The 23580-nt window shown below is 70.1% G+C and carries 22 protein-coding genes; 14 read left to right on the forward strand and 8 right to left on the reverse strand.

Features of this window, described 5'->3' with window-relative positions:
• Positions 1-90 precede the first annotated feature (90 nt).
• The 5 genes from BLQ73_RS02150 to BLQ73_RS02170 all read left to right on the forward strand — a co-directional run bounded on the left by BLQ73_RS02150 (position 91) and on the right by BLQ73_RS02170 (position 4138).
• The gene (locus BLQ73_RS02150) at positions 91-924 is read left to right on the forward strand and encodes a helix-turn-helix domain-containing protein (protein ID WP_093167693.1); all 834 of its coding nucleotides are present in this window, start codon (positions 91-93) and stop codon (positions 922-924) included.
• Positions 925-993: 69 nt separating this feature from the next.
• Complete coding sequence (rimO, locus tag BLQ73_RS02155; protein WP_093168131.1) at positions 994-2403, forward strand: 30S ribosomal protein S12 methylthiotransferase RimO; 1410 nt, start codon at positions 994-996, stop codon at positions 2401-2403.
• Positions 2404-2426: 23 nt separating this feature from the next.
• A complete protein-coding gene (pgsA, locus tag BLQ73_RS02160) occupies positions 2427-3014 on the forward strand; it encodes a CDP-diacylglycerol--glycerol-3-phosphate 3-phosphatidyltransferase (protein ID WP_093167695.1) in 588 nt (195 codons plus the stop codon).
• Positions 3007-3501 (forward strand): CinA family protein, encoded by a 495-nt coding sequence (locus BLQ73_RS02165; RefSeq protein ID WP_093167697.1) that lies wholly within the window; start codon positions 3007-3009, stop codon positions 3499-3501. Before pgsA ends, BLQ73_RS02165 begins: the two co-directional genes overlap by 8 nt.
• A gap of 283 nt (positions 3502-3784) precedes the next feature.
• Positions 3785-4138, forward strand: coding sequence for a helix-turn-helix domain-containing protein (locus BLQ73_RS02170; protein ID WP_093167699.1), 354 nt, complete (start codon positions 3785-3787; stop codon positions 4136-4138).
• Positions 4139-4546: 408 nt separating this feature from the next.
• Here the strand turns inward: BLQ73_RS02170 and BLQ73_RS02175 are convergent, their stop codons facing one another.
• Positions 4547-4996 carry an RrF2 family transcriptional regulator gene (locus BLQ73_RS02175; RefSeq protein WP_093167701.1) on the reverse strand — a complete coding sequence of 150 codons (450 nt, stop codon included), beginning with the start codon at positions 4994-4996 and terminating at the stop codon, positions 4547-4549.
• A 476-nt stretch (positions 4997-5472) separates the two neighbouring features.
• Between BLQ73_RS02175 and BLQ73_RS02180 the strand changes: the two genes are divergently transcribed.
• On the forward strand, positions 5473-6651 hold the full coding sequence (locus BLQ73_RS02180; protein WP_093168133.1) for an ROK family transcriptional regulator: 1179 nt from the start codon (positions 5473-5475) through the stop codon (positions 6649-6651).
• A gap of 217 nt (positions 6652-6868) precedes the next feature.
• Here BLQ73_RS02180 and BLQ73_RS02185 read toward each other — a convergent pair whose 3' ends face one another.
• The 4 genes from BLQ73_RS02185 to BLQ73_RS02200 form a co-directional block, all read right to left on the reverse strand.
• Positions 6869-8323: a glycoside hydrolase family 3 protein gene (locus BLQ73_RS02185; protein WP_093167704.1), complete on the reverse strand. Its 1455-nt coding sequence runs from the start codon at positions 8321-8323 to the stop codon at positions 6869-6871.
• Positions 8324-8474: 151 nt separating this feature from the next.
• Complete coding sequence (locus BLQ73_RS02190) at positions 8475-9326, reverse strand: carbohydrate ABC transporter permease (RefSeq protein ID WP_093167707.1); 852 nt, start codon at positions 9324-9326, stop codon at positions 8475-8477.
• Positions 9323-10339: a carbohydrate ABC transporter permease gene (locus BLQ73_RS02195; protein ID WP_093167709.1), complete on the reverse strand. Its 1017-nt coding sequence runs from the start codon at positions 10337-10339 to the stop codon at positions 9323-9325. The genes BLQ73_RS02190 and BLQ73_RS02195 overlap by 4 nt, the downstream gene beginning before the upstream one ends.
• Before the next feature lie 2 nt (positions 10340-10341).
• A complete protein-coding gene (locus tag BLQ73_RS02200; protein ID WP_093167711.1) occupies positions 10342-11673 on the reverse strand; it encodes an extracellular solute-binding protein in 1332 nt (443 codons plus the stop codon).
• A 217-nt stretch (positions 11674-11890) separates the two neighbouring features.
• Between BLQ73_RS02200 and BLQ73_RS02205 the strand changes: the two genes are divergently transcribed.
• Complete coding sequence (locus BLQ73_RS02205) at positions 11891-13057, forward strand: ROK family transcriptional regulator (RefSeq protein WP_093167713.1); 1167 nt, start codon at positions 11891-11893, stop codon at positions 13055-13057.
• Positions 13058-13200: 143 nt separating this feature from the next.
• Positions 13201-13845, forward strand: coding sequence for a M15 family metallopeptidase (locus tag BLQ73_RS02210; RefSeq protein ID WP_093168135.1), 645 nt, complete (start codon positions 13201-13203; stop codon positions 13843-13845).
• Positions 13846-14002: 157 nt separating this feature from the next.
• Here the strand turns inward: BLQ73_RS02210 and BLQ73_RS02215 are convergent, their stop codons facing one another.
• The gene (locus tag BLQ73_RS02215; RefSeq protein WP_245690721.1) at positions 14003-14248 is read right to left on the reverse strand and encodes an acyl carrier protein; all 246 of its coding nucleotides are present in this window, start codon (positions 14246-14248) and stop codon (positions 14003-14005) included.
• A gap of 448 nt (positions 14249-14696) precedes the next feature.
• The gene (locus BLQ73_RS02220) at positions 14697-14894 is read right to left on the reverse strand and encodes a hypothetical protein (protein WP_093167715.1); all 198 of its coding nucleotides are present in this window, start codon (positions 14892-14894) and stop codon (positions 14697-14699) included.
• Between the two features lie 242 nt (positions 14895-15136).
• Between BLQ73_RS02220 and BLQ73_RS02225 the strand changes: the two genes are divergently transcribed.
• The 5 genes from BLQ73_RS02225 to BLQ73_RS02245 are packed head-to-tail and all read left to right on the forward strand — an operon-like array spanning position 15137 to position 21271.
• Entirely contained in the window at positions 15137-16618 is a 1482-nt protein-coding gene (locus BLQ73_RS02225) for a class I adenylate-forming enzyme family protein (RefSeq protein WP_093167717.1), read from the forward strand.
• Positions 16615-18213: a condensation domain-containing protein gene (locus tag BLQ73_RS02230; protein WP_093167719.1), complete on the forward strand. Its 1599-nt coding sequence runs from the start codon at positions 16615-16617 to the stop codon at positions 18211-18213. Before BLQ73_RS02225 ends, BLQ73_RS02230 begins: the two co-directional genes overlap by 4 nt.
• Positions 18206-19162, forward strand: a complete 957-nt coding sequence (locus tag BLQ73_RS02235; RefSeq protein WP_245690723.1) for a thiamine pyrophosphate-dependent dehydrogenase E1 component subunit alpha — start codon at positions 18206-18208, stop codon at positions 19160-19162. Before BLQ73_RS02230 ends, BLQ73_RS02235 begins: the two co-directional genes overlap by 8 nt.
• Positions 19153-20139, forward strand: a complete 987-nt coding sequence (locus tag BLQ73_RS02240; RefSeq protein ID WP_093168139.1) for an alpha-ketoacid dehydrogenase subunit beta — start codon at positions 19153-19155, stop codon at positions 20137-20139. The genes BLQ73_RS02235 and BLQ73_RS02240 overlap by 10 nt, the downstream gene beginning before the upstream one ends.
• The gene (locus BLQ73_RS02245; protein ID WP_093167723.1) at positions 20132-21271 is read left to right on the forward strand and encodes a 2-oxo acid dehydrogenase subunit E2; all 1140 of its coding nucleotides are present in this window, start codon (positions 20132-20134) and stop codon (positions 21269-21271) included. Before BLQ73_RS02240 ends, BLQ73_RS02245 begins: the two co-directional genes overlap by 8 nt.
• Here BLQ73_RS02245 and BLQ73_RS02250 read toward each other — a convergent pair.
• The gene (locus BLQ73_RS02250) at positions 21259-22179 is read right to left on the reverse strand and encodes an oxidoreductase (protein WP_093167725.1); all 921 of its coding nucleotides are present in this window, start codon (positions 22177-22179) and stop codon (positions 21259-21261) included. The genes BLQ73_RS02245 and BLQ73_RS02250 overlap by 13 nt on opposite strands.
• Positions 22180-22477: 298 nt before the next feature.
• Between BLQ73_RS02250 and BLQ73_RS02255 the strand changes: the two genes are divergently transcribed.
• The gene (locus BLQ73_RS02255) at positions 22478-23578 is read left to right on the forward strand and encodes a carboxylate-amine ligase (RefSeq protein ID WP_093167727.1); all 1101 of its coding nucleotides are present in this window, start codon (positions 22478-22480) and stop codon (positions 23576-23578) included.
• Positions 23579-23580 lie beyond the last annotated feature (2 nt).

Below are 23580 nucleotides of genomic sequence, written 5' to 3' on the forward strand. Positions count from 1 at the left end.
CTACGCAACGTCGGGGTGGGGAGGCGTTGTCATGAATAGACAAAACGGGCAAATTACCGCATGGCATAGATTTAGGCGTCGGGTGCTCCCATGAGCGAGCCGAGAGGGCCGGCGGAGGCCGGTGACGGCGGGAGGGCCGGCGAGCACGCGCCCGGGGCGGCGCTGGCGGCGGCGCGGCGCGCCGCGGGGCTCACGGTCGGGCAGGTCAGTGCGCGCACCCGCGTGCGTGAGGCGCTGATCTACGCGATCGAGCGCGACGACTACTCGCTGTGCGGGGGCGACTTCTACGCCCGCGGGCACATCCGGGCCATCGCCCGCGAGGTCGGGCTCGATCCCGACGCGATGGTCCAGCGCTACGACGACATGCGGGGCGGGGCGCCGACCCCGGTCCGGGCATCCGCGGTCTTCCAGGCCGACCGGCCGATCAAGCTGCGGGAGCGCCGCTCGCCCAACTGGAGCATGGCGATGGTGGTCGCGCTCGCGATCGTGGTCGTTTTCGGCGTCGTGCGGGTCATGGGCGGCTCTCGCGAGGTTCCGACGGCCGACGTGCGCAAGGTGTCGGTGCCCACCGGCGCTGCCGAGGGCCGGGGCGGCGCGGCACGCGCCGGCGACGCCGCGGCGGCGCGCAAGGCGGAGGCCGCGAGGAAGGCGGAGCGCCGCAAGGCCAAGATCGTCGACCTCGAGGTGCGCGCCGACAAGCCGTCCTTCCTGAGCGTGCGCGACGCCGACGGGCGACCGGTCTTCTCCGGCACGCTGTCGGCCGGGCAGTCCACATCATGGAAGATCCGCAAGGGCGTCCGGCTCGTCATCGGCAACGCCGGCGCGGTTTTCCTGCAGGTGAACGGGAAGGAGCTCGGTGCTCCGGGGCCCCTGGGGCAGACGGTGCAGCGCACCTTCAACGCGCCCGGCTTCAGTCCTGGCTGATCACGGGCTCGCACCGAACCGGGGGAGGTGCGACGGCACTGTCCAACTCCCGATACCGTAGTGTTCACCATGTCATCCCGCCGAACCGCATCGCTGATCACACTGGGCTGCGCGCGCAACGAGGTCGACTCCGAGGAGCTCGCCGCGCGACTTGAGGCTGCCGGCTGGCAGGTGGGCGACGACGAACCCGATGTCATCGTCGTCAACACCTGCGGTTTCATCGACTCGGCGAAGAAGGACTCCATCGACACCCTCCTCGCCGCCGCGGACTCCGGGGCCAGAGTCGTGGCCACAGGGTGCATGGCCGAGCGCTATGGCGACGAGCTCGCCAAGGCGCTGCCCGAGGCCGACGCGGTCCTGTCCTTCGACGACTACACCGAGATCGGCGCCCGCCTCGACGACGTGCTCGACGGCCGTCCGCTCGTCCCGCACAGCCCGCGTGACCGCCGCACGCTGCTGCCGATCTCCCCCGTTGAACGGGCCGCCGCTCCGAAGGCCGCGATCCCCGGCCACGGCGAGCTCCCTGACGGCCTCGCGCCCGCGAGCGGCCCGAGGCCGCTGCGCAAGCGCCTCGGCGACGGCCCCGTGGCCTCGCTGAAGCTCGCCTCCGGCTGCGACCGCCGCTGCACCTTCTGCGCGATCCCGGCCTTCCGCGGGGCCTACGTGTCGCGCGCGCCGCAAGAACTGCTCGGGGAGGCCCGCTGGCTCGCCGAGCAGGGCGTCAAGGAGCTCGTTCTCGTCAGTGAGAACTCCACGTCGTACGGCAAGGACCTCGGCGACCTGCGCGCGCTTGAATCGCTCCTGCCCGCCCTGGCGGCCACCGAGGGCATCGAGAGGGTGCGCGTCAGCTACCTCCAGCCGGCCGAGCTGCGCCCGGGGCTCCTCGACGTCATCGCGGCTACCGAGGGCATCGCTCCGTACTTCGATCTGTCCTTCCAGCACGCCAGCGGCACGCTGCTGCGCCGGATGCGCAGGTTCGGAGACCCGAGGCGGTTCCTCGACCTGCTCGACCAGGCGCGGGCCAAGGCGCCCGAGGCGGGGGTGCGTTCCAACTTCATCGTCGGTTTCCCCGGCGAGACCGAGGAGGAGTTCGCCGAGCTGGCCGGGTTCCTGCAGGAGGCCAGGCTCGACGTGATCGGCGTGTTCGGCTATTCCGACGAGGAGGGCACCGAGGCCGCCTCCCTGCCGGGCAAGCTCGACCAGGACACGATCGACGAGCGTGTGGCGGCCCTCAGCGAGCTCGCCGAGGAGCTGACCGCGCAGCGCGCCGAGGAGCGCATCGGCACCGAGGTCGACGTCCTCATCGAGGAGGACCTCGGTGACGGAGGCTATGAGGGGCGGGCGGCGCATCAGGGGCCGGAGGTCGACGGGTCGGTGACCGTACAGGGCATCGGCCTGGTGCCGGGGCAGATCGTCAGGGCGGTCGTCGTCGATTCGGAGGGCGCCGACCTCATCGCCCGCATCAAGGCTGGTCCATGAGACCAGACGGGCGGTCCGATGAGATGACTGAGACGCATTCCACGGCGAACGGAGGCCACGGGGTCAGCCCGTGGAACATCGCCAATGTGCTGACGGTCAGCCGTCTGGTGCTTGTCCCGTTCTTCACCATCTGCCTTTTCCTGCCCGGCACGGGCTGGCGTGTGGCGGCGCTCGTGGTCTTCGCGCTGGCGTCCCTCACCGACCACCTGGACGGTGAGCTGGCCCGTCGCTACGGCCTCATCACCGACTTCGGCAAGATCGCCGACCCTATCGCGGACAAGGCACTGACGGGGGCCGCCCTGGTCAGCCTGTCCATCCTGGACGAGCTTCCGTGGTGGGTGACGGCCGTCATCCTCGGCCGCGAGCTGGGCGTGACGATGCTGCGCTTCGCGGTGATCAGGCACGGCGTGATCCCCGCGAGCTACGGCGGCAAGGTCAAGACCGTTCTCCAGGTCGCCGCCATCGTGTTCTACATCTTCCCCGGCGTGCCGGACCTCGTGAAGTGGACGGCCATGGGGGCCGCTCTCGTGGTCACCGTGGGCACCGGCGCCGACTACGTCGTCCGGGCCGTACGGCTGCGCCGCCTCGCCCAGAGGGTCCGGGGTGAGTGAGGTCCCGGCCGCGCGCGTCATCGCCCTGCTCGGAGTGAGGGGTGGGACCCTCGCCGTGGCCGAGTCGCTGACGGGCGGGCTGATCGGCGCGCGGCTGACCGAGGTGCCGGGGGCCTCGGCCGTGTTCGTCGGCGGTGTGATCTCCTACGCCACCGGGCTCAAGGAGCGGCTACTCGGCGTGCCCGCCGCGCTCTTGGCCCGTGAGGGCGCCGTGCATCCGGAGGTGGCCTCGGCGATGGCCTCGGGAGTGCGCGATCTGTGCGGGGCGGAGTACGGTCTGGCGGTGACGGGCGTCGCCGGTCCGGAGCCTCAGGACGGGCGTCCGGTGGGCACCGTTCACATCGCCGTCAGCGGTCCCTCGGGGATCTCGCGGGTGGACACCGTCTTCAACGGGTCCCGCGAGCACATCAGAAATGCGACCGTCGAGGTTGCATTTGATCTGCTGGCACGTGTACTCCAGGGGAACGCTGGGGAACAATCCGGGTGATTACCGTGTTACGTCCCCAGCGAACATGCTCACCACGGTCTGCCGCGGTGTCGGTCGATACGGGTACGGTGGAGCTGTGAGTCAGGTCTGGAAGCCATCGGCAGAGATCGACAACGGTGCGAGCCCGGCGGAAGGGCCGAGCAAGCCCACGGTGTCGCGGCAGGCGCGGCGCCCGGAGACGATGACAGCGAAGGGCATGCGGGAAGGGCGTTCGAAGATCGGGCGGCACGGATCGATCGCGCGGGGTGTGGTGAAGGCACCGGCTCCGGGGAGGGAGCGACAGATGGTTCTGCTTCGTCAGCTACTCGGCGACGTGCTGCGGCGGCTGCGGGTGCGTCAGGGACGGACCCTGCGCGAGGTGTCGACACTGGCTCGTGTCTCCCTCGGCTACCTCTCTGAGGTTGAACGCGGGCAGAAGGAGGCGTCCTCGGAGTTGCTGTCGTCGATCTGTGGTGCCCTCGGGGTGCCACTGTCGCAGGTGCTGCGTGAGGTGTCCGACCAGTTCGCCCTCGCCGAGCTGCAGGCGGCCCCCGTGCTCGCGGCGGATGTGCCCGAGCGTGAGCGCCTGCCGATCCCCGAAACCGTTCCGGATTCGATGTCGGAGTTCCCCGAAGTCAAGGACATGGTGGCCGCCTGACCCCTCAGGGCGCGGTCCTACGGCCCTGGGATGCCCCGGTGTCTCGCGGTGCCGTGAGCGAGCGCGACGCCGCTCAAGGTCCTCTCAAGGTCGATCGGTCCCTTGGGGCCGACATGCCGACCGTGTTCGGTGCCGGCTACTCCTGGTGAGACCCGTCGGGGCGCGGTTGCCCCCCGTCTCACGCATGTCTCGTCAAGCATGTTTCCATGGGGTTCGATGCAGTTCTACGCAGTCCCCACGTGGCCCCTGACGCTCCGCGGTTCCCCTGGGCGGACTCAAGGCTGGGGTGGGCGGCTCGCCTGATCTAGGCCCCTTTCAGGCCCTTCCATCGCTCTTCCGCCCCTCTTGCACTCCTCGCGCACTGAACGACACCGTCATGGTGTGCCGGCGGCCCGCTGCCGCGGGCGTTCAGTCCCAGGCCGCGGGGTCCTCCGCCAGTTTGCGCACCCGGGCGGGAAGGCTGCCCGTGGCGACCGACGCCAGCGTGACCTCTTCCAGGATCGCGCGCTCACTGGCCCGCAGAGCGATCCAGACCGTTTGCAGCGACTCGGCAGGCCCGCGATACCCCACGTGTTCGGGACGCTCCCCGCGCACGTTGGCCAAGGGCCCGTCGACCGCGCGGATGACGTCGGCCAGGGAGATCTCGTCGGCGGGGCGGGCCAGCACATAGCCGCCTTCGGGTCCGCGCTGTCCGCGCACCAGGCCGGCCCTGCGCATCTGCAAGAGGATGTTCTCTAGGTACTTAGGGGGCATGTCCTGCTCTTTGGCGAGTTCGCCCACTGTAGTCGGTCCTTCACCGGCGGCGGCGAGTTCGGCGGCGGCGCGAAGGGCATAGTCGACACGAGCAGAAAGACGCATGTTGTCGATTATCCCGCCTGGTGCGCCCTGGTTATGCGCAGGGTGACCACTGACGGGCAGTCGGTGCGGAAGGGGACATCCCTCTCGCAGGGCCGTAAGCGCGGCAAAGCTACCGTTGGGCGGTCGCGGAAGGTCTCGACTTCCTGGGAATCGCGGGCGGGTGGCGGGTCGGCGGTGGGCTGCGCCGATCACGGAGGGGACAGGTGTGGGGGTGCGTGACGGTGTCGTACGGCACAGGCCCGCGTGGCCGTTGGTCGCGCGCCCGGCCGGGACTTCGCGTATTTTCGTGGGGCACACCTAGACAGCGGGGCCCGCGTGCCGTCCTCGGGGGGAGGGTGGCCGCGGGGAGCGCCCCCGCGGCTCCCCGCGGAGCCGCCTTTCACCTGGCGCTAAACTATCAATAAGCTTTATTAATGAATAGCCCGTTAATCTAAACTCGGATAATGGCGGCGGGAAGCAGCGGGAACAGCATGGAGATGGAGCGACGTCCTGGCGTGCCCAGGCTGTTGAGGGAGATCAACGACAGGTCCGCCCTGGACCTGCTGCTCGCCTCGGGGCCGCTGACGCGAGGTCAGATCGGTGAGATGACGGGCCTGTCCAAGGTCACGGCCTCACAGACACTCGCGCGCCTGGAGGAGCGCGGCCTGGTCGAGGTGGTCGGCGAGCAGGGCGGTGGGCGCGGTCCCAACGCGGCCCTCTACGCGATCGTGTCCTCGTCCGCCTACGTCGCGGGGCTCGACGTGGGCCCCGAGCTGGTCACGACGGCGATCGCCGACATCAACGGCGAGACCGTGGCCGAGTTGACCGTGTCCCCCGGCGGACACGAAGACCCGGTGGCCGTCGTCCACAGCGCCGTGGTCAAGGCGTGCCGTTCGGCCAAGGTGGCGCTGTCGCGGCTGCGCAGTGTCGTGATCGGCACGCCGGGTGTCGTCGACCCCCGCACCGGCGACGTGCGTTTCTCGTTCGACCTGCCGGGATGGCACGAAGGCATCCACGAGGCGCTCGCCAGAGATCTCCGCCGCGAGGTCCGCATCGAGAACGACGTCAACCTCGCGGCGATAGCCGAGCGCTCCGCGGGCATCGCCCATGACGCCGACGACTTCGTGCTCGTCTGGGTGGGACGCGGCCTCGGCCTCGCCGTGATGCTGGGCGGCAGACTGCACCGCGGCCGTTCGGGCAGCGCGGGCGAGATCGGCTACCTTCCGGTGCCGGGTGTGCCGCTGGCCGAGGACATCCGGTCACTGCCCGGCCGCCTGCCCTCACTCGCCGGCGGTCTCCAGTCGCTCGTCAGCGTCGAGGCCGTCACCGAGCTGGCCGAGACGTACGGCTTCAGCGGGTCGAGCAAGGCCGAGTGCGTGGCCGCGGCGGTGGACGCCGGGGCCGAGGGAGAACCGCTGCTCGACGAGGTGGCGGCGCGCCTCGCGCTCGGGGTCGCCTCGGTCTGCGTCGTGCTGGACCCGGGCCTCGTGGTGCTCGGCGGTGAGGTGAGCCGGGCGGGAGGGAGCGCTCTTGCCACGCGGGTCGAGGAGGCCGTGGCGCGCATCTGCCCGATCCGCCCGCAGGTCGTGACCAGCGCGGTCGAGGGCAACCCGGTGCTGCGCGGTGCCGTACTGGCCGCACTCAACCACGCCCGCGAAGAGGTCTTCTCCGCCTGAACCCGCTGGAGACGTCCGGACCCTCGTAGAAGGCACGCGAGGGCTCATGAAGGGCTCGGGAAGGCATGTGAGGGTTCCGAGCCGTGTGCGCGCTATGAGCCGCCCGAGGGGCGGTCGGGCGGCCCCGGTGGGCACGGCCTCGCCGTCCCCGTGAACGCCGTACCCGTGAACGCGGAGGGCCCCCGACCGCGGGTGCGGACGGGGGCCCGGCTCGACGTCAGACGGTGAGCAGTTCGGCGGCGGCCTGGGCGTTGGCCCTGGCGGCGCCGTACGTCGCGATGTAGGCCGCGGCCTGCGGACGCCAGATGGGCAGGCCCATCTCGATCACGACGGCGTCGGACCTGGCCGCGAGCAGACCGCTCACGAGCTCCCGGCTCTCGGGATAGCGGTGCGCGTCCTTCACCACGATCACCAGCGAACGGCCGGCGGCCCGCTCCAGGAGCACCCGCCGGTCCACCTCGCTCGGCTTCACCCGGACGATCTCCGCCTGCGGCAGCCAGGGGGCGAAGCCCCACGGCACGTCGCCGACCGCGATCGTCGGAGGCGTGTCCAGCTCGACCACGAACGGGTCGACCAGCGGGCTCGCCGCGCCGGTGAGGCTCACGGCCCTGCGGGCCGCGTCCAGACCGATGACGGTCTGCTCGGAGGCCTCGCGCCGGGACTCGCCGAACCAGGCGAGCAGCTTGGCCGTACGCTCGGCGGACTCCTCCAGGCGCGACAGCGGCAGCCTGCCGTCGCGCACGGCGGCGAAGATCTCCTCGATGACCTCTCGCACCTGCTGCTCGGTCGGCAGCGGCCCCAGGCACAGCAGGTCGGACCCCGCCGCCAGGGACAGCGCCGCGCCGCCTCCGAGACCCACGCTCTTGGTGATGGCGTGCATGTCGAGGGCGTCGGTGATGACCACCCCGTCGTAACCGAGCTCACCCCTGAGGAGCTCGGTCAACGCGGCGTGGGAGAGCGTCGCCGGAACGTCGCCCGTTACGACGGGCACCCGGACGTGAGCGGTCATGATGGACTTCGTGCCCGCCTCGATCGCCGCGCGGAACGGCGCCAGCTCGCGGGCGTGCAGCGTGTCGAGGTCCACGTCCACGACGGGGATCTCCAGGTGGGAGTCCTGCTGCGTGGCGCCGTGGCCCGGGAAGTGCTTGACGCAGGCCGCGACACCGACCTCCTGCAGGCCGTGCACTGCGGCGACGGTGTGCCGGGAGACCAGGTCGGGGGAGTTCCCGAACGCGCGGGTGCCGATCACCGGGTTGTCGTCGGCACTGTTGACGTCGGCGCTCGGCGCCATGTCGAGGTTGACTCCGCACCGCACCAGGTCGTCGCCGATCGAGCGGTAGACACTGCGTGTCAGCTCGACGTCGTCGACGGCTCCGAGCGCGGCGTTGCCCGGATAGGGGCTGCCGGTGTGGTAGGCGAGTCGGGTGACGTCGCCGCCCTCCTCGTCGAGGGAGACGACCAGGTCGCCCGCCCCGCGCAACCGGCCGGTCAGTGCGGCGAGTTGCTCGGGCTCCTCGACGTTGAATCCGAAGAGGGTGACACCGCCGAGGCCCGCCTCCAGGTCCCGCAGGACCCAGTCGGGCGCTGTGGTGCCTTGGAAGGCCACGAGCAGGGTGCCGGCCACGAGACGATGCAGGCTGCGATCGCCGGGACTCGCGTGAAACTCAGCCATGGCTCCTCGCCTTGGGTAAGTGGGTTGTCAAAGGATCACCGGTACGGTTCGCGTCCTCGGCTTGCCGACGGTGCGAACCGTACCCCCGCTGGTGGGCAGGGTCTGGTACGGCTCACGCCTCGTGGGTGCGAACCGCGGGCATCCGGGTGGGTCAGCCCTTGACGGCGCCGGCGACGAGGCCGGACACCATGCGGCGCTGGACCAGCAGGAAGAACACGATGACGGGAATGGTCATCAAGGTGGACGAGGCCATGATGGCTCCCCAGTCGGTGCCTCTCTGTCCGAAGAAGAACCGCAGAGCCACGGGCATCGTGTATCCCGTCGAATCCCTCATCAGGATCAGCGCGAAGATCAGCTCGTTCCACGCGGTGATGAAGGAGAAGATGCTGGTGGCGACGAGGCCGGGGGCGACCAGGGGGAACAGCACCTTCCAGAAGGTGGTGAACCTGCTCGCGCCGTCGATCCAGGCGGCCTCCTCCAGTTCCTTGGGCACCGCCGCCACGAAGTTGCGCAGCATCATGATGCCGAAGGGCAGGGTGAGGGCGACGTTGACGACGACCAGGCCCAGGAGCTGGTCGTAGAGCCCGACCCCCCTGATCATGAGGAACAGCGAGATCAGCAGCGCTTCGGCCGGCACCATCTGGAAGATGAGCAGCACGATCATGAACGGCGCGCGGCCCTTGAACTTGAACCTCGACACGGCGGTCGCGGCGAGCAGGGAGAAGACCGCGCCGATGAGCACGGTGCCCAGCGCGACGACCACGCTGTTGCCCATGTAGACCCAGATGGAGTTGCCCGCCACACCATCGGTGAAGATCTTGGTGACGTGCTCCAGCGTGGGGTCCCGCGGGAACAGGATGAAGTCGGTGGTGAAGATCTCGTTGTTCGGCTTGAAAGCCGTCGCGACCATCCAGTACACGGGGAACACCGCGAACAGCAGCACCACGATGGCGGCGCCGTTCAGTGCGATGGAGCCGACGCGCCTCCGAGTCGTGTGTTTCATCGGAGCTCGTCTCCCTGCTTCACCATTTGCCGAACGTGAACGAACGTGATGACGAGCAGGATCAGCGTCAGCACGACCGCGATCGCCGCGCCCGATCCCATCTTGGGCGGGGCGTTGAACGCCTCGGTGAAGGCGTAGAGCGAGAGGTTGTAGGCTTCGCGGTTGGTCTGCCCGGCCAGGATGAGGAGCTGGGCGAGCACCTTGAAGTCCCAGATGATCGACAGGATCGTCAAGACGGCGAAGACCGGCCGCAGCAGCGGGAAGGTGACCTTCCAGAAGGTCCGCCACGGCGTGGAGCCATCCACCTTGGCCGCCTCGTAGAGCTCGCTCGGGATGCTCTTCAGGCCGGCCAGGACCGACACCGAGATGAAGGGGAACGAGGCCCAGAGCACGCACAGGATCAGGATCAGGTAGATCGTGACCGTGTCGTTGAGCCATGGGTGGCCCGACCAGTCGGCCTGTCCGAACAGCGCTTGGGACAGCCAGTCGGGTAGCAGATTCAGCAGCCAGTTGGCGATGCCGGCGTCGGCGTCGAAGAGCCAGCGCCAGATGATCGCGGCGGATACCGGGGGTACTGCCCAGGCCGACATCAGGCCGATGATCAGGACCTTGGACATGGCCTTGCCCAGCTTGTGGAGCAGCAGCCCCACGGCGGTGCCGAGCACGAGGGTGAGGGTCACGGTCACGGCGGCGAACACCACGGTGTTGCGCAGCGATGTCCAGAAGAGGTCGTTTTCGAAGATCTTGGTGTAGTTCTCGAAGCCGACGTACTCCGCGGGTCGGGTGCCGCGGATCTGCGGCAGCCCCACCTTCTGGAAGGACATGATCACGACCTGGACCATCGGCCACATGAGGAGGCCGGCGATCACCAGGAGACCGGGCAGCAGGAGGACGTAGGGAATGAGCCACGGCGGCATGCCGGAGCCCTTGGCACGTCCTTGAGGGGTGCGGTGCCGCGCAGGGGCGGAGGGCTTGTTGCCTCCGCCCCGCGCGATCGTCGGTGATTGGGTCATGACTACTGGTTGAGGATCTCTTCGAGTTCCTTGTTGGCTTCCGCTAGGGCCGCGGCGGCGTCCTTCTTGCCCTCGATGACCGAGCGTCCGGCGTTCTGGAGCACGGCCTTGGTCTCGTTGGCCTCGGTCCAGTTGGAGTCGGCGGGGAATGCCTTGGCCTTGGCGAAGCTGCTGGCGAAGACACCCTGGACCGGGTCGCTCTCCAGCCTGGAGAGCTCGTCGGCGTAGACCGGCAGGAAGCCGCCCTCCTTGGCGTACTTCGTGCCCCACACCTTGCCGGCGGCGAGCTTCAGGTACTCGCCGGCCAGCTCGGCGTTCTTGGTGTCGCCCCAGACGGCGATGTCGTTACCGCCGAGGAAGCTCGGAGCCGGGCCGCTGCCGTCCTTGGAGGGGAGGGAGAAGAAGGAGAGGTTGTCCTCCTTCACCTTGCCCTTGCTCTCTTCCTTGATGGTGGCGATGTCCCACGGCGCGGTCAGGTACATGCCGACCTTGCTGTTGGAGAAGCGCACCCGGATCTCGGCGGAGTTCTGGGTGAGGCGCGACTTGCTCGACACGCCTTCCTTGGCGACGAGGTTCGTGTAGAAGTCGAAGCCCTCCTTGAAGGCGGGGTCGTTCAGCTTGCCGACCCACTTGCCGTTCTCGCGGGCGGCGTAGTCGCCGCCGAGGGACCAGACGAGCGAGCCGAGCAGGTGGTTGGCGTCGGTGCCGCCGTTGAAGGCGAACCCGTCGACGTCCTTGCCCTTCTTCTCCTGGATCTTCTTGGCCGCGGCGATCAGCTCGTCCCAGGTCTTGGGAACCTCGATCTTCAGTTCCTGGAACCAGTCCTTGCGGTAGAGGACCGCGCGGGTGCCGCCGCCCCAGGGAGCGGCGTAGATCTCGCCGTCGATGGTCTCCAGACCGCGGAGGTTCTCCGGGATCTGGCTGAGGTCGGGGCTGCTCTTGAAGACATCGGTGATGGGCTTCAGGGCGTCCTGGCTCTGCCAGATGGGCACCTGGTCGTTACCGATCTCGGTGACGTCCGGTCCGGCGCCTCCGGCCGCGGCGGCGGTGAACTTGTCGTTCACCTGGGGCCACGGGATCCACTCCTGTTTGACGTCGGCGCCCGTCAGTTTCTTGAACTCGGCATCCAGCTCGTCCTGATATTTCTTAACAACGTCATTGGGGTCGCCAAGACGCCACACGGTCAAGGTCTGACCTGCGAATTTAGGGCCTGACGAGGCCGCGGACGCGTTGGCGTCCGGCTTCGCCTCGGGCTCACTGCTGCCACAGGCGGCGAGGCCCAGGGCCAAGGCGGCGGTCGTGGCCGTGGTGGCCGCGATCTTCGCAATCCTCACTGTTGGGTTCTCCCTTCCCGGCTAACGCGTCGGGGTAGCGCTCAACGGGGTGTCGGGCATGCCGCTCACCTGGTCGAAGGTGCCGCCTTGAGGGGGCGGCGCAGTGTCGACCCGAGGCTTGATCGCTCGCCTCCGAGTTGACTACCGTTAAACTAACAAGAAACTTTATTAAAAGAAACGCTTGTTAGCTGATCGTGACGAGAGAGGGGCCAGATACTTGTCCCGACGACCGGGTACGCCCCGGCTGCTGCGCCAGCTCAACGATCGTGCGGCGCTTGAGCTTCTCCTCTCGATCGGCCCCCTGACCAGGGCCGAGCTGGGCGAGCGCACCGGGCTCTCTAAGGTAACCGCCGGTCAACTGTTGTCCAGACTTGAAGACCAGGGCCTGGTGGGGGTCGTGGGGGAGCAGGCCGGCGGCCGTGGTCCCAACGCGGCCCTCTACGGAGTGGTTCCCTCCTGTGCGTACGTCGCCGGGCTGGAAGTGCTGCCCGACAGCGTCACAGCCGCAGTGGCGGACATCACAGGAAAAATTGTGGCAGAAGTGATGGTGGACCCCACATCCCATCATGACCCCGTCAAGATCGTGCATCGATCGGTGCAACGAGCATGTGAATCCGCCAACGTGACGATGTCCCAGTTGAGGTCGTTCGTGATCGGGACCAGGGGCGTGGTCGACCCGCGCACCGGCGACGTCCGGTTCTCCTTCGACCTTCCCGCCTGGCACGAGGGCGTGCTGGCCGACCTGCGTGCCAGCCTCCACGCCTCCGTCCGCATCGAGAACGACGTCAACCTCGCCGCGCTGGCCGAACGCTCGTACGGCGCCGCCGTGGCCGCCGAGGACTTCGTGCTGGTGTGGGCCGGGGTCGGCCAGGGGCTCGGCGTTATGCTCGGCGGGCGCCTGCACCGCGGCCTCACCGGCGGCGCCGGGGAGATCGGGTGGCTGCCGGTCCCCGGCGAGCCCCTGCCCGTCGACGTCCGCGCGCCGCAGTCGGGCTCGTTCCAGCGGCTCGTCGGCGGCGATGCCGTCGCCGGCCTCGCCGAGGCCCACGGGTTGCCGATCGGGCCCGTCGAGGCGCAGGTGCGCGATGCCGTCGCGGTGGGAGCGGGGCCCTTCCTGGACGACCTCGCCGCCCGCCTCGCGGTCGGCGTCGCCGCCGTCGCCGTCGTGCTCGACCCGGGGCTCATCGTCCTCTCCGGCGATGTCGGCCGGGCGGGAGGCGCGGCCCTGGCCGCGCGCGTGGAGGAGGCGGTCGCCCGCGTGTGCCCGAGCCAGCCGCGCGTGGTCGTCACCGAGGTCACCGGCAATCCGGTGCTCCGGGGAGCCGTCATGCACGCCGTCGAGCAGGCCAGAGAGGAGCTTTTCGACCGCACCGTCGGGCCTTGACCGCGCCCGAGCCATATCCGACCGATGCCCGAGCCAGGTCGGAACCCGTGTTGGAACCTGTGTCCGTCGCGACCCCGCATGAAGCGCCGTCCGGAGCCCCTGACCGGCTCCCCGGCCGCATGCCCGTGGGACAATTGCTGCTCATGCATGAGGTCGTCCTGATTTCAGACCCCCGCGTCACCTCCATCCCCGTGGACGAGAGCGGTGAGCCACTGGGCGACGCGCGCGGCAGATTGCGCCTCTCCAAGCGCCTCGCCGACCCCGAAGGCGCATACGCCCACCTGCGTGAGGGGCTTCTCGCCCGCCTTGAGGCCGCCGAGGGCCTGCTGCCGGCCGGCCACCACCTCCTGATCGTCGAGGGCTATCGCCCGCCCGCGCTGCAGCGGCGCTACTTCGACGAATACGCCGATGAGCTTCGCCGTACGTTTCCCGACATGTCGGCGGATGAGATCTGGGCCGCGGCCAGCCGCTACGTGTCGCCCATCGAGGTGGCTCCGCACACGGCGGGAGCCGCCGTCGACCTCATGCTCTGCGACGCCGAGGGCGTCGAACTCGACATGGGCACCGAGATCAACGCCAACCCCGAGCAGAGCGCGGGAGCGTGCTACACCGCCGCGGCGAACATCACCCCGCAGGCCCGCCACCACCGCGACACGCTGGCGGCGGCCCTCACGGAGGTCGGTCTCGTCAACTACCCCACCGAGTGGTGGCACTGGTCGTACGGCGACCGCTACTGGGCCATGGCCACCGGCGCCGCGGCTGCGGTCTACGGACCGCGGAACCCCTGACTCCAGAACACCCCGCCCGGCCCCGCCGACACCAGGTGGCCCGCGTGGGCGGTGAACGCCGTGACGCCGAATCGCCCGCTGCCCCCAGGTGAGGGGGCCGGTGTCCGGGGTGCCGCCGCGGAAGGCGATCGGGTCCGCTCCCGGGTGCCCGCCCCGGTCACCGGCGGGATTCCACGAACGCGGCGAGTGCGGCGACGCTGTCGAGGTACGACACGTCTCCGCCGAGGTCCACCTCCACTCCGAACTCGCGTTCCAAGGCGTCGATCAGGCGCATCTGCGCCAGCGACGTCACGCCCAGCGCGGCGAGGGGCACGGAGGCCGACATGGCCTCCGCCGGGGTGACCGCGCCGTCGGACGTCTGGGCGACGAGCGCTGCCACGTGTTCATGAAGTGATCTGTTCAAGGTCGTTCCTGTTCGTGTGGGGGAGATGGGATCTCCCACGTCTTTTCTTCTCAAGCAGGGTTCGGATGCCGACGAGGTCGTCGGGGGTGGTGTCGGGGACGGTGGTGTCGAAGCGGGACAGTGTGCGCGTGCTGCACGGGCACGGCGCGGCTCCACTCCGCGAGCAGGGAACGTTCCCGGACCGCCAGCCCGCCGCTCACCTCGCGCGGGATAAGGCGCGTCACCACCGCGCCCGCCGAGCTTTTCACCCGCGGCCGAGGGCGGTCCGTGGGGAGCTCCAGTACGGGAGGGGCGGCCGGCCTCTCCACCCACGGGGCGGGATCGGGCTCCCCGCGCTCCGCGCGCCAGGCCGCGTAGTCGGCGTATTGCACGGGAAGCGGCGGCAGCGGCGACTCGGATCCGTCCGTATAGCGGGTGCGCAGCACCTCGTGCCGCAGGGCGATCCCGGTCAGTGCCTCCGCTTGGGCGAACCCCGCGAGAACGGCCCGCGCAGCCGCAGCGCGATGAACATGTTGTAGGCCGCGCTCTGGGGATCGAGCCGGCTGAGGAACCACAGGCGTTCCTGTCCCGGCGACAGCGGTGTGTCACTGGCCCTGCGGGGGGCGACCCCGCGCGTGTGTGCGGCCGTGTCGAAAAGAGCGTTCACGCTCGGGAAGCACCCCCAACTGGAAGGGTTCTTTCTGGAAAGAATCTTTTCTATTCCTGGGTGCGCGTCAGTCTCGCATGATCACGAGCGGACGCACAATACCCCGTACAACTCGGGTCTTTTATGAGCATCTAAGGCTCTTGCGCCCCCTCCGATCGGCGTGTCACACTGGCGCCGCCGGACAACTGTTAAGAATCTTTCCGGAAACAAGCTTTCCAATTCTGATTCGCGCGGGAGTCAGGATGAGCAAGATGTCGCGTACGGTCACAGACCTGCTCAGCGTGCGAGCCGCCGCCGAGCCCGGCCGTATCGCGCTCGTGGTGCCCGGCGTCGGCGCGCTGAGCGCGGAGGAGTGGGACGGGTATTCCTCCGGCGTCGCCGCCGGGCTCCTCGAACACGGGGTGGCCCAGGGAGACCGGGTGGCCCTGGTGTTCGGAAACCACGAGTGGATCGATTACGCGGTGGCCTACTGCGCGGTGCTCAAGGCCGGGGCGGTAGCCGTACCGCTGTCCGACCGCCTCGCCCCGGTCACGCTCCGCGAGACGGTGCGCCACGCGGGGGCGACCGCCACCATCTGCGGCAGCGGACTCGATGGGTCGCTCACGCTGGCCGACCTCGACACCGGACACCGCGGCGCGCTGCCGGTGACCGTCGAACCGGACGACCCAGCCCAGATCCTCTACACGTCCGGCACCACGGGCAAGCCCAAAGGGGTGGTGGCCACCCACGCCAACCTCACCCACGGCAGCGCTCCATCGGCCAGGAGGCGGGCGTTCACGCATTCGCGCCACCTCCTCCACGCGTTCCCGATCGGGACGAACGCGGGCCAGGTCATGCTGTTCAACGCCCTCGACGCGCATCCGACCGTGGTGGCGCAGCCGAGGTTCACCGCCGAGAGGTTCGCCCGGCTCATCGCCGAACACCGCGCCGGCACCGTGTTCGTGGTGCCCGCCATGGCGATCGAACTCCTGGCGAGCGGTGCGCTGGAGCGCCACGACACCTCCAGCCTGCTGCTGCTCGGCTCGGCCGCCGCGCCGCTCCCCGCCGCCGTCGCGGCCGGGCTGGCCCGCGCGCTGCCGAGGGCGACCATCGCGAACTACTACACCTCGACAGAGGCGGCGCCCGCACAGACCATCATGATCTTCGATCCCGAGCGTCCCGGCTCGGTGGGAAGGCCCTCGGCAGGGGGGAATGTGCGCGTCGCCGATGAGGACGGGTGTTCGGTGCCGATCGGCACCACTGGGGAGGTATGGCTGAGGTCAGCCGCCACCACGCGTGCCTACTACGGGGACCCTGAGGCCACGCGCAGTGTGTTCGACGGGGGATGGATCCGTATGGGGGATCTCGGCTACGTGGACGACGAGGGATACCTGTACCTCGTGGACCGCGACAGTGACGTCATCAAGTCCGGGGCGTACAAGGTTTCCACCCTGCGGGTGGAGGAGGCGCTCTACGAGCACCCGGGCATCGTGGAGGCGGCGGCCTTCGGCACGTCGCACCCGGTGCTCGGCACCACGGTGTCCGCGGCGGTCGTCTCGCGGACACCGATAGCTCCGGAGGCGTTGCGGGCCTTCCTGCTCGACCGGCTCGCACAGCACGAACTTCCCACCCGGGTGCACACCATTCGGGCCCTTCCCAGGAACAGTGCGGGGAAGGTCGACAAACGGCTGCTACGTGCCATGTGCGCGATGGCGTCCGACCGCACGGAAACGGATCTACCATGACACAGACTCTGGGGGCGCGAGCCGAGGTCTCGTTCGCGCAGTACGGGATGTGGATCACCGAGGCAGCGGGTGGGGCCGGCTCCGCCTATCACATGCCGCTGCTGGTGGCCTTCGACGGAGAGCTCGACGAACGCGCCCTGCTGGACGCGTGCGGCGTCGTGGTGAGACGGCACCCTGTCCTCGCCACCGCCGTCGAGGAGCGCGAAGGGGTGCTGGTCGAGGTGGCCGCCGCGGAGACTCCCGCGGCGGTGGCGGTGGCCCCGGCCGACATCGAGTCTTTCGTGCGGGAGGAGGTGCTGCGTCCCTTCGACCTCGCCCGAGGGCCGCTGATCCGCTTCGCCCTGCTCAAGGTCGCTCCGAAGCGGCACCTTCTGGTGGTCGTCGCCCACCACCTTGTCTTCGACGGGCAGTCCAAGGACATCTTCCTGCGCGACCTCGCCGCCTTCTACAACGGCACCCCGCTTCCCCGGCTGCCCTCGACCTACGCCGACCACGCCGCCGCCGAACGCGTCCGCGTCGCCGGACTGCTGTCGGAGGCGCGGGCCTTCTGGGAGCGGCGCTGGCGCGAGCCCGGCCCGGTCTCCCTGCCCGGCTTCACCGGCTCGTCCCGGGCCGCGGCGGCGGGCGAGGTGCTGCCGTTCACCGTCGACGCGTCCATGCTCGACGTGGCGGCCCGGATGGGCGTCACCCATTTCGAACTGTTCGTGGCCGCACTGCACGCCGTACTCCACCGCTACGGCAACGAGAGGGTCGTCACCGGGGTGGACGTGTCCACCCGCACGGCGGAAACCCGCGACCAGATCGGCCTCTACGTCAACGAGCTTCCCGTCGCCAGCGCCCCGGGCAGCGTCTCGGGCTTCCGCGACCTGGCGCTGCGCCTGCGTGCCGAACTGCGTGACACCTACCTCTTCCGCGAGGTCCCCGTGGCCCGCGCCATCACCGGCATCCGGCCGCGCGCCGCCCTGGCGCCGGTGTCGGTCAGCTACCGCAGGCGCAAGGCCGTACCGGAGTTCATCGGCCTTGAGGCGCGTGTCGAGTGGGCGGTGTTCAACCATGCCGTGCGCAGCACCCTGCACGTGCAGGTCGTCGAGGGCCCCGAAGGGTTCATCGCGGCCCTGCAGTACGGCGCCGGCACGCTGACCCGCCAGGCCGCGATCGGGATCGTCGGCGACATCCACGCCGTCCTCACCGCCGTGGCCGCCGCACCCGACTCCGCTCTGGCCGCCCTGCCCGTCGCGGGCTCGGCCGAGGCGCCCGCCGAGCAGCGGGCGCCGGTGGGCGGCAGGGGAGGAGCCGCCCAAGACACAGGCGGCGCCGGCGGCACGGGCGGCACGGGCGGCACGGGCGGCACGGGCGGCGTGGGCGGCACGGTGCTCGCCGACGACATCAGGGCGATCTGGCAGGAGGTCCTCGGCATCGAGGGGATCGAGGACGACGACGACCTGTTCGACCTCGGCGGCCATTCGCTCACGCTGACGCAGATCATCGCGCGCATGCGCAAGCGCCTCAAAGTCGAGGTGTCGCTCGATGTCTTCTTCGACAACCCCACGGTCGCGGGCATGGTGGCCGAGATCGAGCGGTCCGGCCGTGGGTGAGGTTCTCACCGACGAGGTCGAGCCGGGCGGCCTCGCGCCGCCCGGCGCGCTCACCCGCCTGGGCGACGACGACCTGAGCGCGCTGCTGCTGATCCGCCACTTCGAGCTGAAGCTGCTGGAGCTGTTCGACCGGGGGGAACTGAGCGGCACCACCCACACCTGCCTCGGGCAGGAGTATGTGCCGGTCGCGCTGTCCCCGCTGCTGGACCCCGCCGACTACGTCTTCAGCAACCACCGCGGGCACGGCCACTACCTCGCCAGGCACCGCGACCCCCACGGGCTGCTGGCCGAGATCATGGGGCGTGAGGGGGCGATCTGCGCCGGGGTCGGCGGCAGCCAGCATCTCCACCGCGACCGCTACCTGTCCACGGGCGTCCAGGGCGAGAGCATGCCGGTCGCCGCGGGGGTCGCGCTCCACCTCAAACGCGTCGAACCGGGAGCGCTCGCCTGTGTCTACATCGGCGACGGCACCTTCGGCGAAGGCGCGGTGTACGAAGCGCTCAACCTCGCGGTGCTCTGGCGGCTGCCGCTGCTCGTCGTCGTCGAGAACAACGGCATCGCCCAGTCGACGTCCACGGAACGGCAGATGGCGGGAACCATACGCGGGCGCGCCGAGGCGTTCGGCGCGGGCCACCACAGCTTCACCTCGGTGGACGTCAACGAGCTCCGGACGGGCCTGGCCCCCGTGGTGGACCTCGTCCGCCGCCGGCAGCGCCCCCAGATCGTCGAGTTCCACACCCACCGCGTCGGACCCCACAGCAAGGGCGACGACACCCGGCCCGCGCACGTCCTGCGCGGCGTCAAGGCCAACGACTGGTACGACCTCTACGCCGCCGCGCACCCCGAGCACTTCGCGCCCTCGGACGCGGCCCAGCGTGAGCTCATCGCATTGATCGCCCATGAGGTGGCCGCGAGGCCCCTGTCCCGGTGGGAGCCGCCGTGCGCGTAGCCGACAATCTCAACGCGGCCCTGCACGACCTGCTCGAACACGAGGGTGACGTGTACCTCCTCGGCGAGGATGTCGCCGACCCGTACGGCGGAGCCTTCAAGATCACACGCGGCCTGTCGAGCAAGTTCCCCGGCCGGGTGCTCACCACCCCGATCAGCGAAGGCGGTATCGCCGGCGTGGCCGCCGGCCTCGCCCTCACCGGCGACAAGGCCATCGTCGAGATCATGTTCGGCGACTTCGTCGCCCTGGCCTTCGACCAGATCCTCAACTTCGCCAGCAAGTCCGTGGCGATGTACGGCAGGCCGCTGCCGCTGCGCATGGTCGTCCGCTGCCCCTCCGGCGGCGGGCGCGGCTACGGCCCCACCCACAGCCAGAGCCCGCACAAGCATTTCCTCGGCATCCCCGGCCTGTCCCTCTACGAGGTCACCCCCTTCCACGACAACCGGGCGGTGCTCCGCGAGATGTTCGCGCGGCAGGAGCCCTGCATCCTGTTCGAGGACAAGATCCTGTACACCAGACAGATGTATGACGCCGGTGACCTCTTCACCTGGGACATGGACGGCGACGTCGCCCGCGTCTACCTCGACGACCCCACGAGCGCCGACTGCGTGATCATCGCCCCGGGCGGCCTCGCCCACCGCGCTCTCGCCGCGATGCGGACACTTCTCCTCGAACGCGAGATCACCTGCCTGCTCCTCGTGCCTTCCCGGCTCTACCCCCTCGACCTCGACCCCGTGCTCCCGCACGCCGAACGCGCCAAGGCCGTCGTCGTCTGCGAGGACGGGCCCGGCGGCGCCGGATGGGGCAGCGAGGTCGCCCACCTCCTCCACACCCGCCTCTGGGGCAGGCTCACCCGGCCCGTGGCCATCGTCCACGCCCGCAACAGCGTCATCCCCGCCGCCCCCCACCTGGAGAAAGAAGTCCTCGTGCAGGAGTCCACGATCTGCCGGGCCGTTCTGGAGGTGCTCGGTGGCTGAACTGCGGGTACCCAAGCTGAACAGCAACGACGACGTCTACCTGCTGGTCGAGTGGCTGGCCCCCGACGGCGCCGACGTCAGGGCCGGCCAGCCGGTCGCCGTGATCGAGACCTCCAAGGCGGCCGAGGAGATCGAGAGCGACCGCGACGGCGTGCTGCGCCACCTCGTCAAAGCCGGGGCCTCGTGCGCGCCCGGCGCGGTCATCGCCGGGGTGGGAGCGGGGGACGCGCCCGGCCCCGTCCTCACGCCACTCACGGACGGTCCCCTCATCACCGCGCCCGCCCAGGCGCTCATGGACGAGCTCGGCATCGGCCTCGACCAGGTCCGCGCCCTCGCTGCGGCCGTGATCCGCCGCTCCGACGTGGAGCACCTCGCCGCCTCCCGGACGTCCCCCGCGCCCGCTTCCGCGGCGTCCTCGGAGGCCGTCCCCGCCGCCGCGGGGGAGCGGCGACCCCTTTCGAAGGTGCAACGCGGCGTGGGCCGTGCCGTACAGCTCTCCCACAGCACCATCCCCGCGGCGTACAGCGTCGTGCGGGCGGATGTGGAGGCGGCGCTCGATCTCGCCTCCCGCCTCACGCGGGAGGTCCGCAGGCCGATCGGCCTGCCGGAGCTCTGCCTGCGCGCCGCGGCCCGGCTGCACGAGCGGTTCCCGCTGATGTTCGCGAGGCTCGCCGGGAACGACACCCTGGAGCTCCCGGACGCGCCGCACATCGGGGTGACCGTGGACGCCGGCGAGGGGATGTACATGCCGGTGGTCCGCGACGCCGCGCGCCGCCCGCTCAAGGACGTCGCGACCACGCTCATGGAGTTCCGCATCTCGGCGTTGAACGGCGAGTTCCGCGATTCCGATCTCGCGGGGGCGAACTTCACGCTCGCGCTCCACCACGACGCCGAGGTCGCCCTCGCGATCCCGCTGATCCTGCCCGGCACCTCCTGCGCGCTCGCCCTCGCCTCACCGGCGCGCGAACCGGTCTTCACCGCCGACGGGGATGTGGTGGCCAGGCGGGTCGCGAACCTCGGCCTGGCCTACGACCACCGCTTGATCAACGGCAGGGACGCCGCGGAGTTCCTGCGCGCCGTCAAGGAATCCCTGGAGACGCCCGAGGTCCTCGCCGGCGTTCAGAACTCGTAGCGCACACCGGTCAGATCCTCCGACACCTCCCACAGCCGCCGCGCGGTCTTAGCGTCGCGCGCGGAGGGAGCCGGTTCGACCAGCGTGGGATAGCCGCGCTGTTCGAACATCCCGTCGGGGCCGACGTAGCTTCCGCCGCGCAGCCCTTCCTTGGTCGCGGCGTGCAGCAGCGGGAGCGCGCCGCGCTCCTTGCTCTGCGCCACGACGAAGTTGCTGAGCTTGGAGGCCAGTTCGCGCACCTTGTTGCCGTCCATCCGGGGCCCCGCGACCTGCAGGTTGGTCGCGGCGTACCCGGGGTGCGCCGCCACGCTCACCAGCGACGTCCCCTCCGCCCTGCGGTCCAGCTCCAGGGCGAACAGCAGGTTGGCCAGCTTGGACTGCGCGTAAGCGCTGTATTTGCCGTAGCGGCCTTCGGCGTTCAGGTTCTTGAAGTCGATCCGTGCCGCGCGGTGCGTCCCGCTGCTCACCGTCACCACCCGGGGCGCGGAAGTCTGCAGCAGCAGCGGCATGACCAGCCCGGTCAAGGCGAAGTGCCCGAGGTGGTTGGTGCCGAACTGCAGCTCGAACCCGTCGCTGGTCGTGCGGTACGGCACCGCCATGATCCCGGCGTTGTTCACGAGCAGGTCCACCCCGCCCGTGCACCGCTCGTGCATCGTGTCGGCGAATTCGCGCACGGAGTGCAGGTCGGCGAGGTTCAGCCGGAGCACCTTGATGCGCGAGTCCGGCGCCGCCGCCCGCATCCGCGCCGCGGCCTCGTTGCCCTTGGCCACGTCCCGGCAGGCCAGCACGACCGACGCACCCCGCCGCGCGAGTTCTCCTGCGGTGATCATGCCGAGTCCGCTGCTGGCTCCCGTGACAATGGCCGTTTTTCCAGTCTGATCGGGAATGTCGGCTGCCGTCCACCGCATGTGTGTACCCCCTTGGAAATCGGACGGGCACCCAGGACGTCCGCCCGTCGCAGATGTTCGGTCGCCGAAGGCACTGCGGTCGCCCCCGGGTCCCCGTGGTGGTCGAAGACGTGTCGTGGGGCGCGCGTCAGGTGCCAGAAGGTCCCCAAAATGTCCAGGTGCGCACCAAAGATCACATCTTTGGCCTAACACCGTAGCCCCCTCCGGGGTCGCGGGGGACAGGCTTGCGGTATCTCTCCCGGATCTCTCCCGGCGAAAACCCCCGGTCCCCCTGCGGGGCCGCCCCTAGGGTGGCACCATGCGAACGGCCCGCCCCGTGATCGGCATCGAAGAGGAACACCTGGTCGTCCACCCCGAGACCAGGCACGCCGTTCCTCACGCGCCCGACCTGCTCGCCGCGGTCGCCGGCACCCTCGGCGCTGGGGCCGCCCCGGAGTTCACCCGCCTCCAGGTCGAGATCCGCACCCCGCCCACCGCGCACCTCACCGAACTCGACACCCGGCTGCGCGCCGCTCGCAAGGAGATCACCACGGCCGCCCGGTCCCTCGGCCTCGCGGTGGTCGCCAGCGGCCTGCCCGTCCTCGGCGACGTCGTGCCTCCCCCCATCAGCGAGGGCAAGCGCTACGCCCACGGCATGGCCGTCTACGGCGCCCTCCACGACGAGATCAGCATCTGCGCGCTCCACGCCCACATCGACGTGGACACCCCCGAACAGGGCGTCTACGTGGGCAACCACCTGCGCCCGTGGCTGCCCACACTGCTCGCGCTCAGCGCGAACTCGCCCTTCTTCTCCGGACGCGACACCGGCTACTCCTCGTGGCGCACCATCACCTGGGGAAGGTGGCCCGTCGCCGGGCCCCCGCCGTACTTCGCCTCCATGGCCGACCACGAGCGCGCCCTCGACGTCCTCACCGCCTCGGGCGCGCTCGTCGACCCCGCCACCGTCTTCTGGGATGTGCGGCCCTCGCCCCATCTGCCCACCGTCGAGGTCCGCGTCGCCGACGTGCCCGCCCACGCCGGCGACAGCATCACCCTCGCGGGTGTCATACGTGCCATGGTCGTCACCGCGCTTCACGACATCGACCGCGGCGACCTCGGCCCACCTGTCGCCGCCGAGATCCTGCGCGCCGCCTACTGGCGCGCCGCCCGCGACGGCCTCTCCGGCCACGCGCTCGACCCTCTGAGCGGCGCCCTCCTCCCCGCCCGCACGCTGGCCCAGCGGCTGCTCGACCGCATCCGCCCCGCCCTTGAGGCCGCCGGCGACCTCGCCGCCGTCCGCGACGGTGTCGCCGCCATCCTCCGCCGCGGCACCGGAGCCACCCGCCAGCGCCTTGCCCACGCGCGCCGCGGACACCTCGCCGACGTCGTCGACGACCTCATCCAGGCGACGGCCGAATAGCC

The organism is Sinosporangium album (assembly GCF_900100605.1).
In the GTDB taxonomy this organism is placed as follows: Bacteria; Actinomycetota; Actinomycetes; order Streptosporangiales; family Streptosporangiaceae; genus Sinosporangium; species Sinosporangium album.

Excerpts from the sequence above, each read along its gene's own strand:
- BLQ73_RS02150 (WP_093167693.1), top strand. The coding sequence starts at position 91 with ATGAGCGAGCCGAGAGGGCCGGCGGAGGCCGGTGACGGCGGGAGGGCC.
- rimO (WP_093168131.1), top strand. The coding sequence starts at position 994 with ATGTCATCCCGCCGAACCGCATCGCTGATCACACTGGGCTGCGCGCGC.
- pgsA (WP_093167695.1), top strand. The coding sequence starts at position 2,427 with ATGACTGAGACGCATTCCACGGCGAACGGAGGCCACGGGGTCAGCCCG.
- BLQ73_RS02170 (WP_093167699.1), top strand. The coding sequence starts at position 3,785 with ATGGTTCTGCTTCGTCAGCTACTCGGCGACGTGCTGCGGCGGCTGCGG.
- BLQ73_RS02175 (WP_093167701.1), bottom strand. The coding sequence starts at position 4,996 with ATGCGTCTTTCTGCTCGTGTCGACTATGCCCTTCGCGCCGCCGCCGAA.
- BLQ73_RS02180 (WP_093168133.1), top strand. The coding sequence starts at position 5,473 with ATGGAGCGACGTCCTGGCGTGCCCAGGCTGTTGAGGGAGATCAACGAC.
- BLQ73_RS02185 (WP_093167704.1), bottom strand. The coding sequence starts at position 8,323 with ATGGCTGAGTTTCACGCGAGTCCCGGCGATCGCAGCCTGCATCGTCTC.
- BLQ73_RS02190 (WP_093167707.1), bottom strand. The coding sequence starts at position 9,326 with ATGAAACACACGACTCGGAGGCGCGTCGGCTCCATCGCACTGAACGGC.
- BLQ73_RS02195 (WP_093167709.1), bottom strand. The coding sequence starts at position 10,339 with ATGACCCAATCACCGACGATCGCGCGGGGCGGAGGCAACAAGCCCTCC.
- BLQ73_RS02210 (WP_093168135.1), top strand. The coding sequence starts at position 13,201 with ATGCATGAGGTCGTCCTGATTTCAGACCCCCGCGTCACCTCCATCCCC.
- BLQ73_RS02225 (WP_093167717.1), top strand. The coding sequence starts at position 15,137 with ATGAGCAAGATGTCGCGTACGGTCACAGACCTGCTCAGCGTGCGAGCC.
- BLQ73_RS02230 (WP_093167719.1), top strand. The coding sequence starts at position 16,615 with ATGACACAGACTCTGGGGGCGCGAGCCGAGGTCTCGTTCGCGCAGTAC.
- BLQ73_RS02250 (WP_093167725.1), bottom strand. The coding sequence starts at position 22,179 with ATGCGGTGGACGGCAGCCGACATTCCCGATCAGACTGGAAAAACGGCC.
- BLQ73_RS02255 (WP_093167727.1), top strand. The coding sequence starts at position 22,478 with ATGCGAACGGCCCGCCCCGTGATCGGCATCGAAGAGGAACACCTGGTC.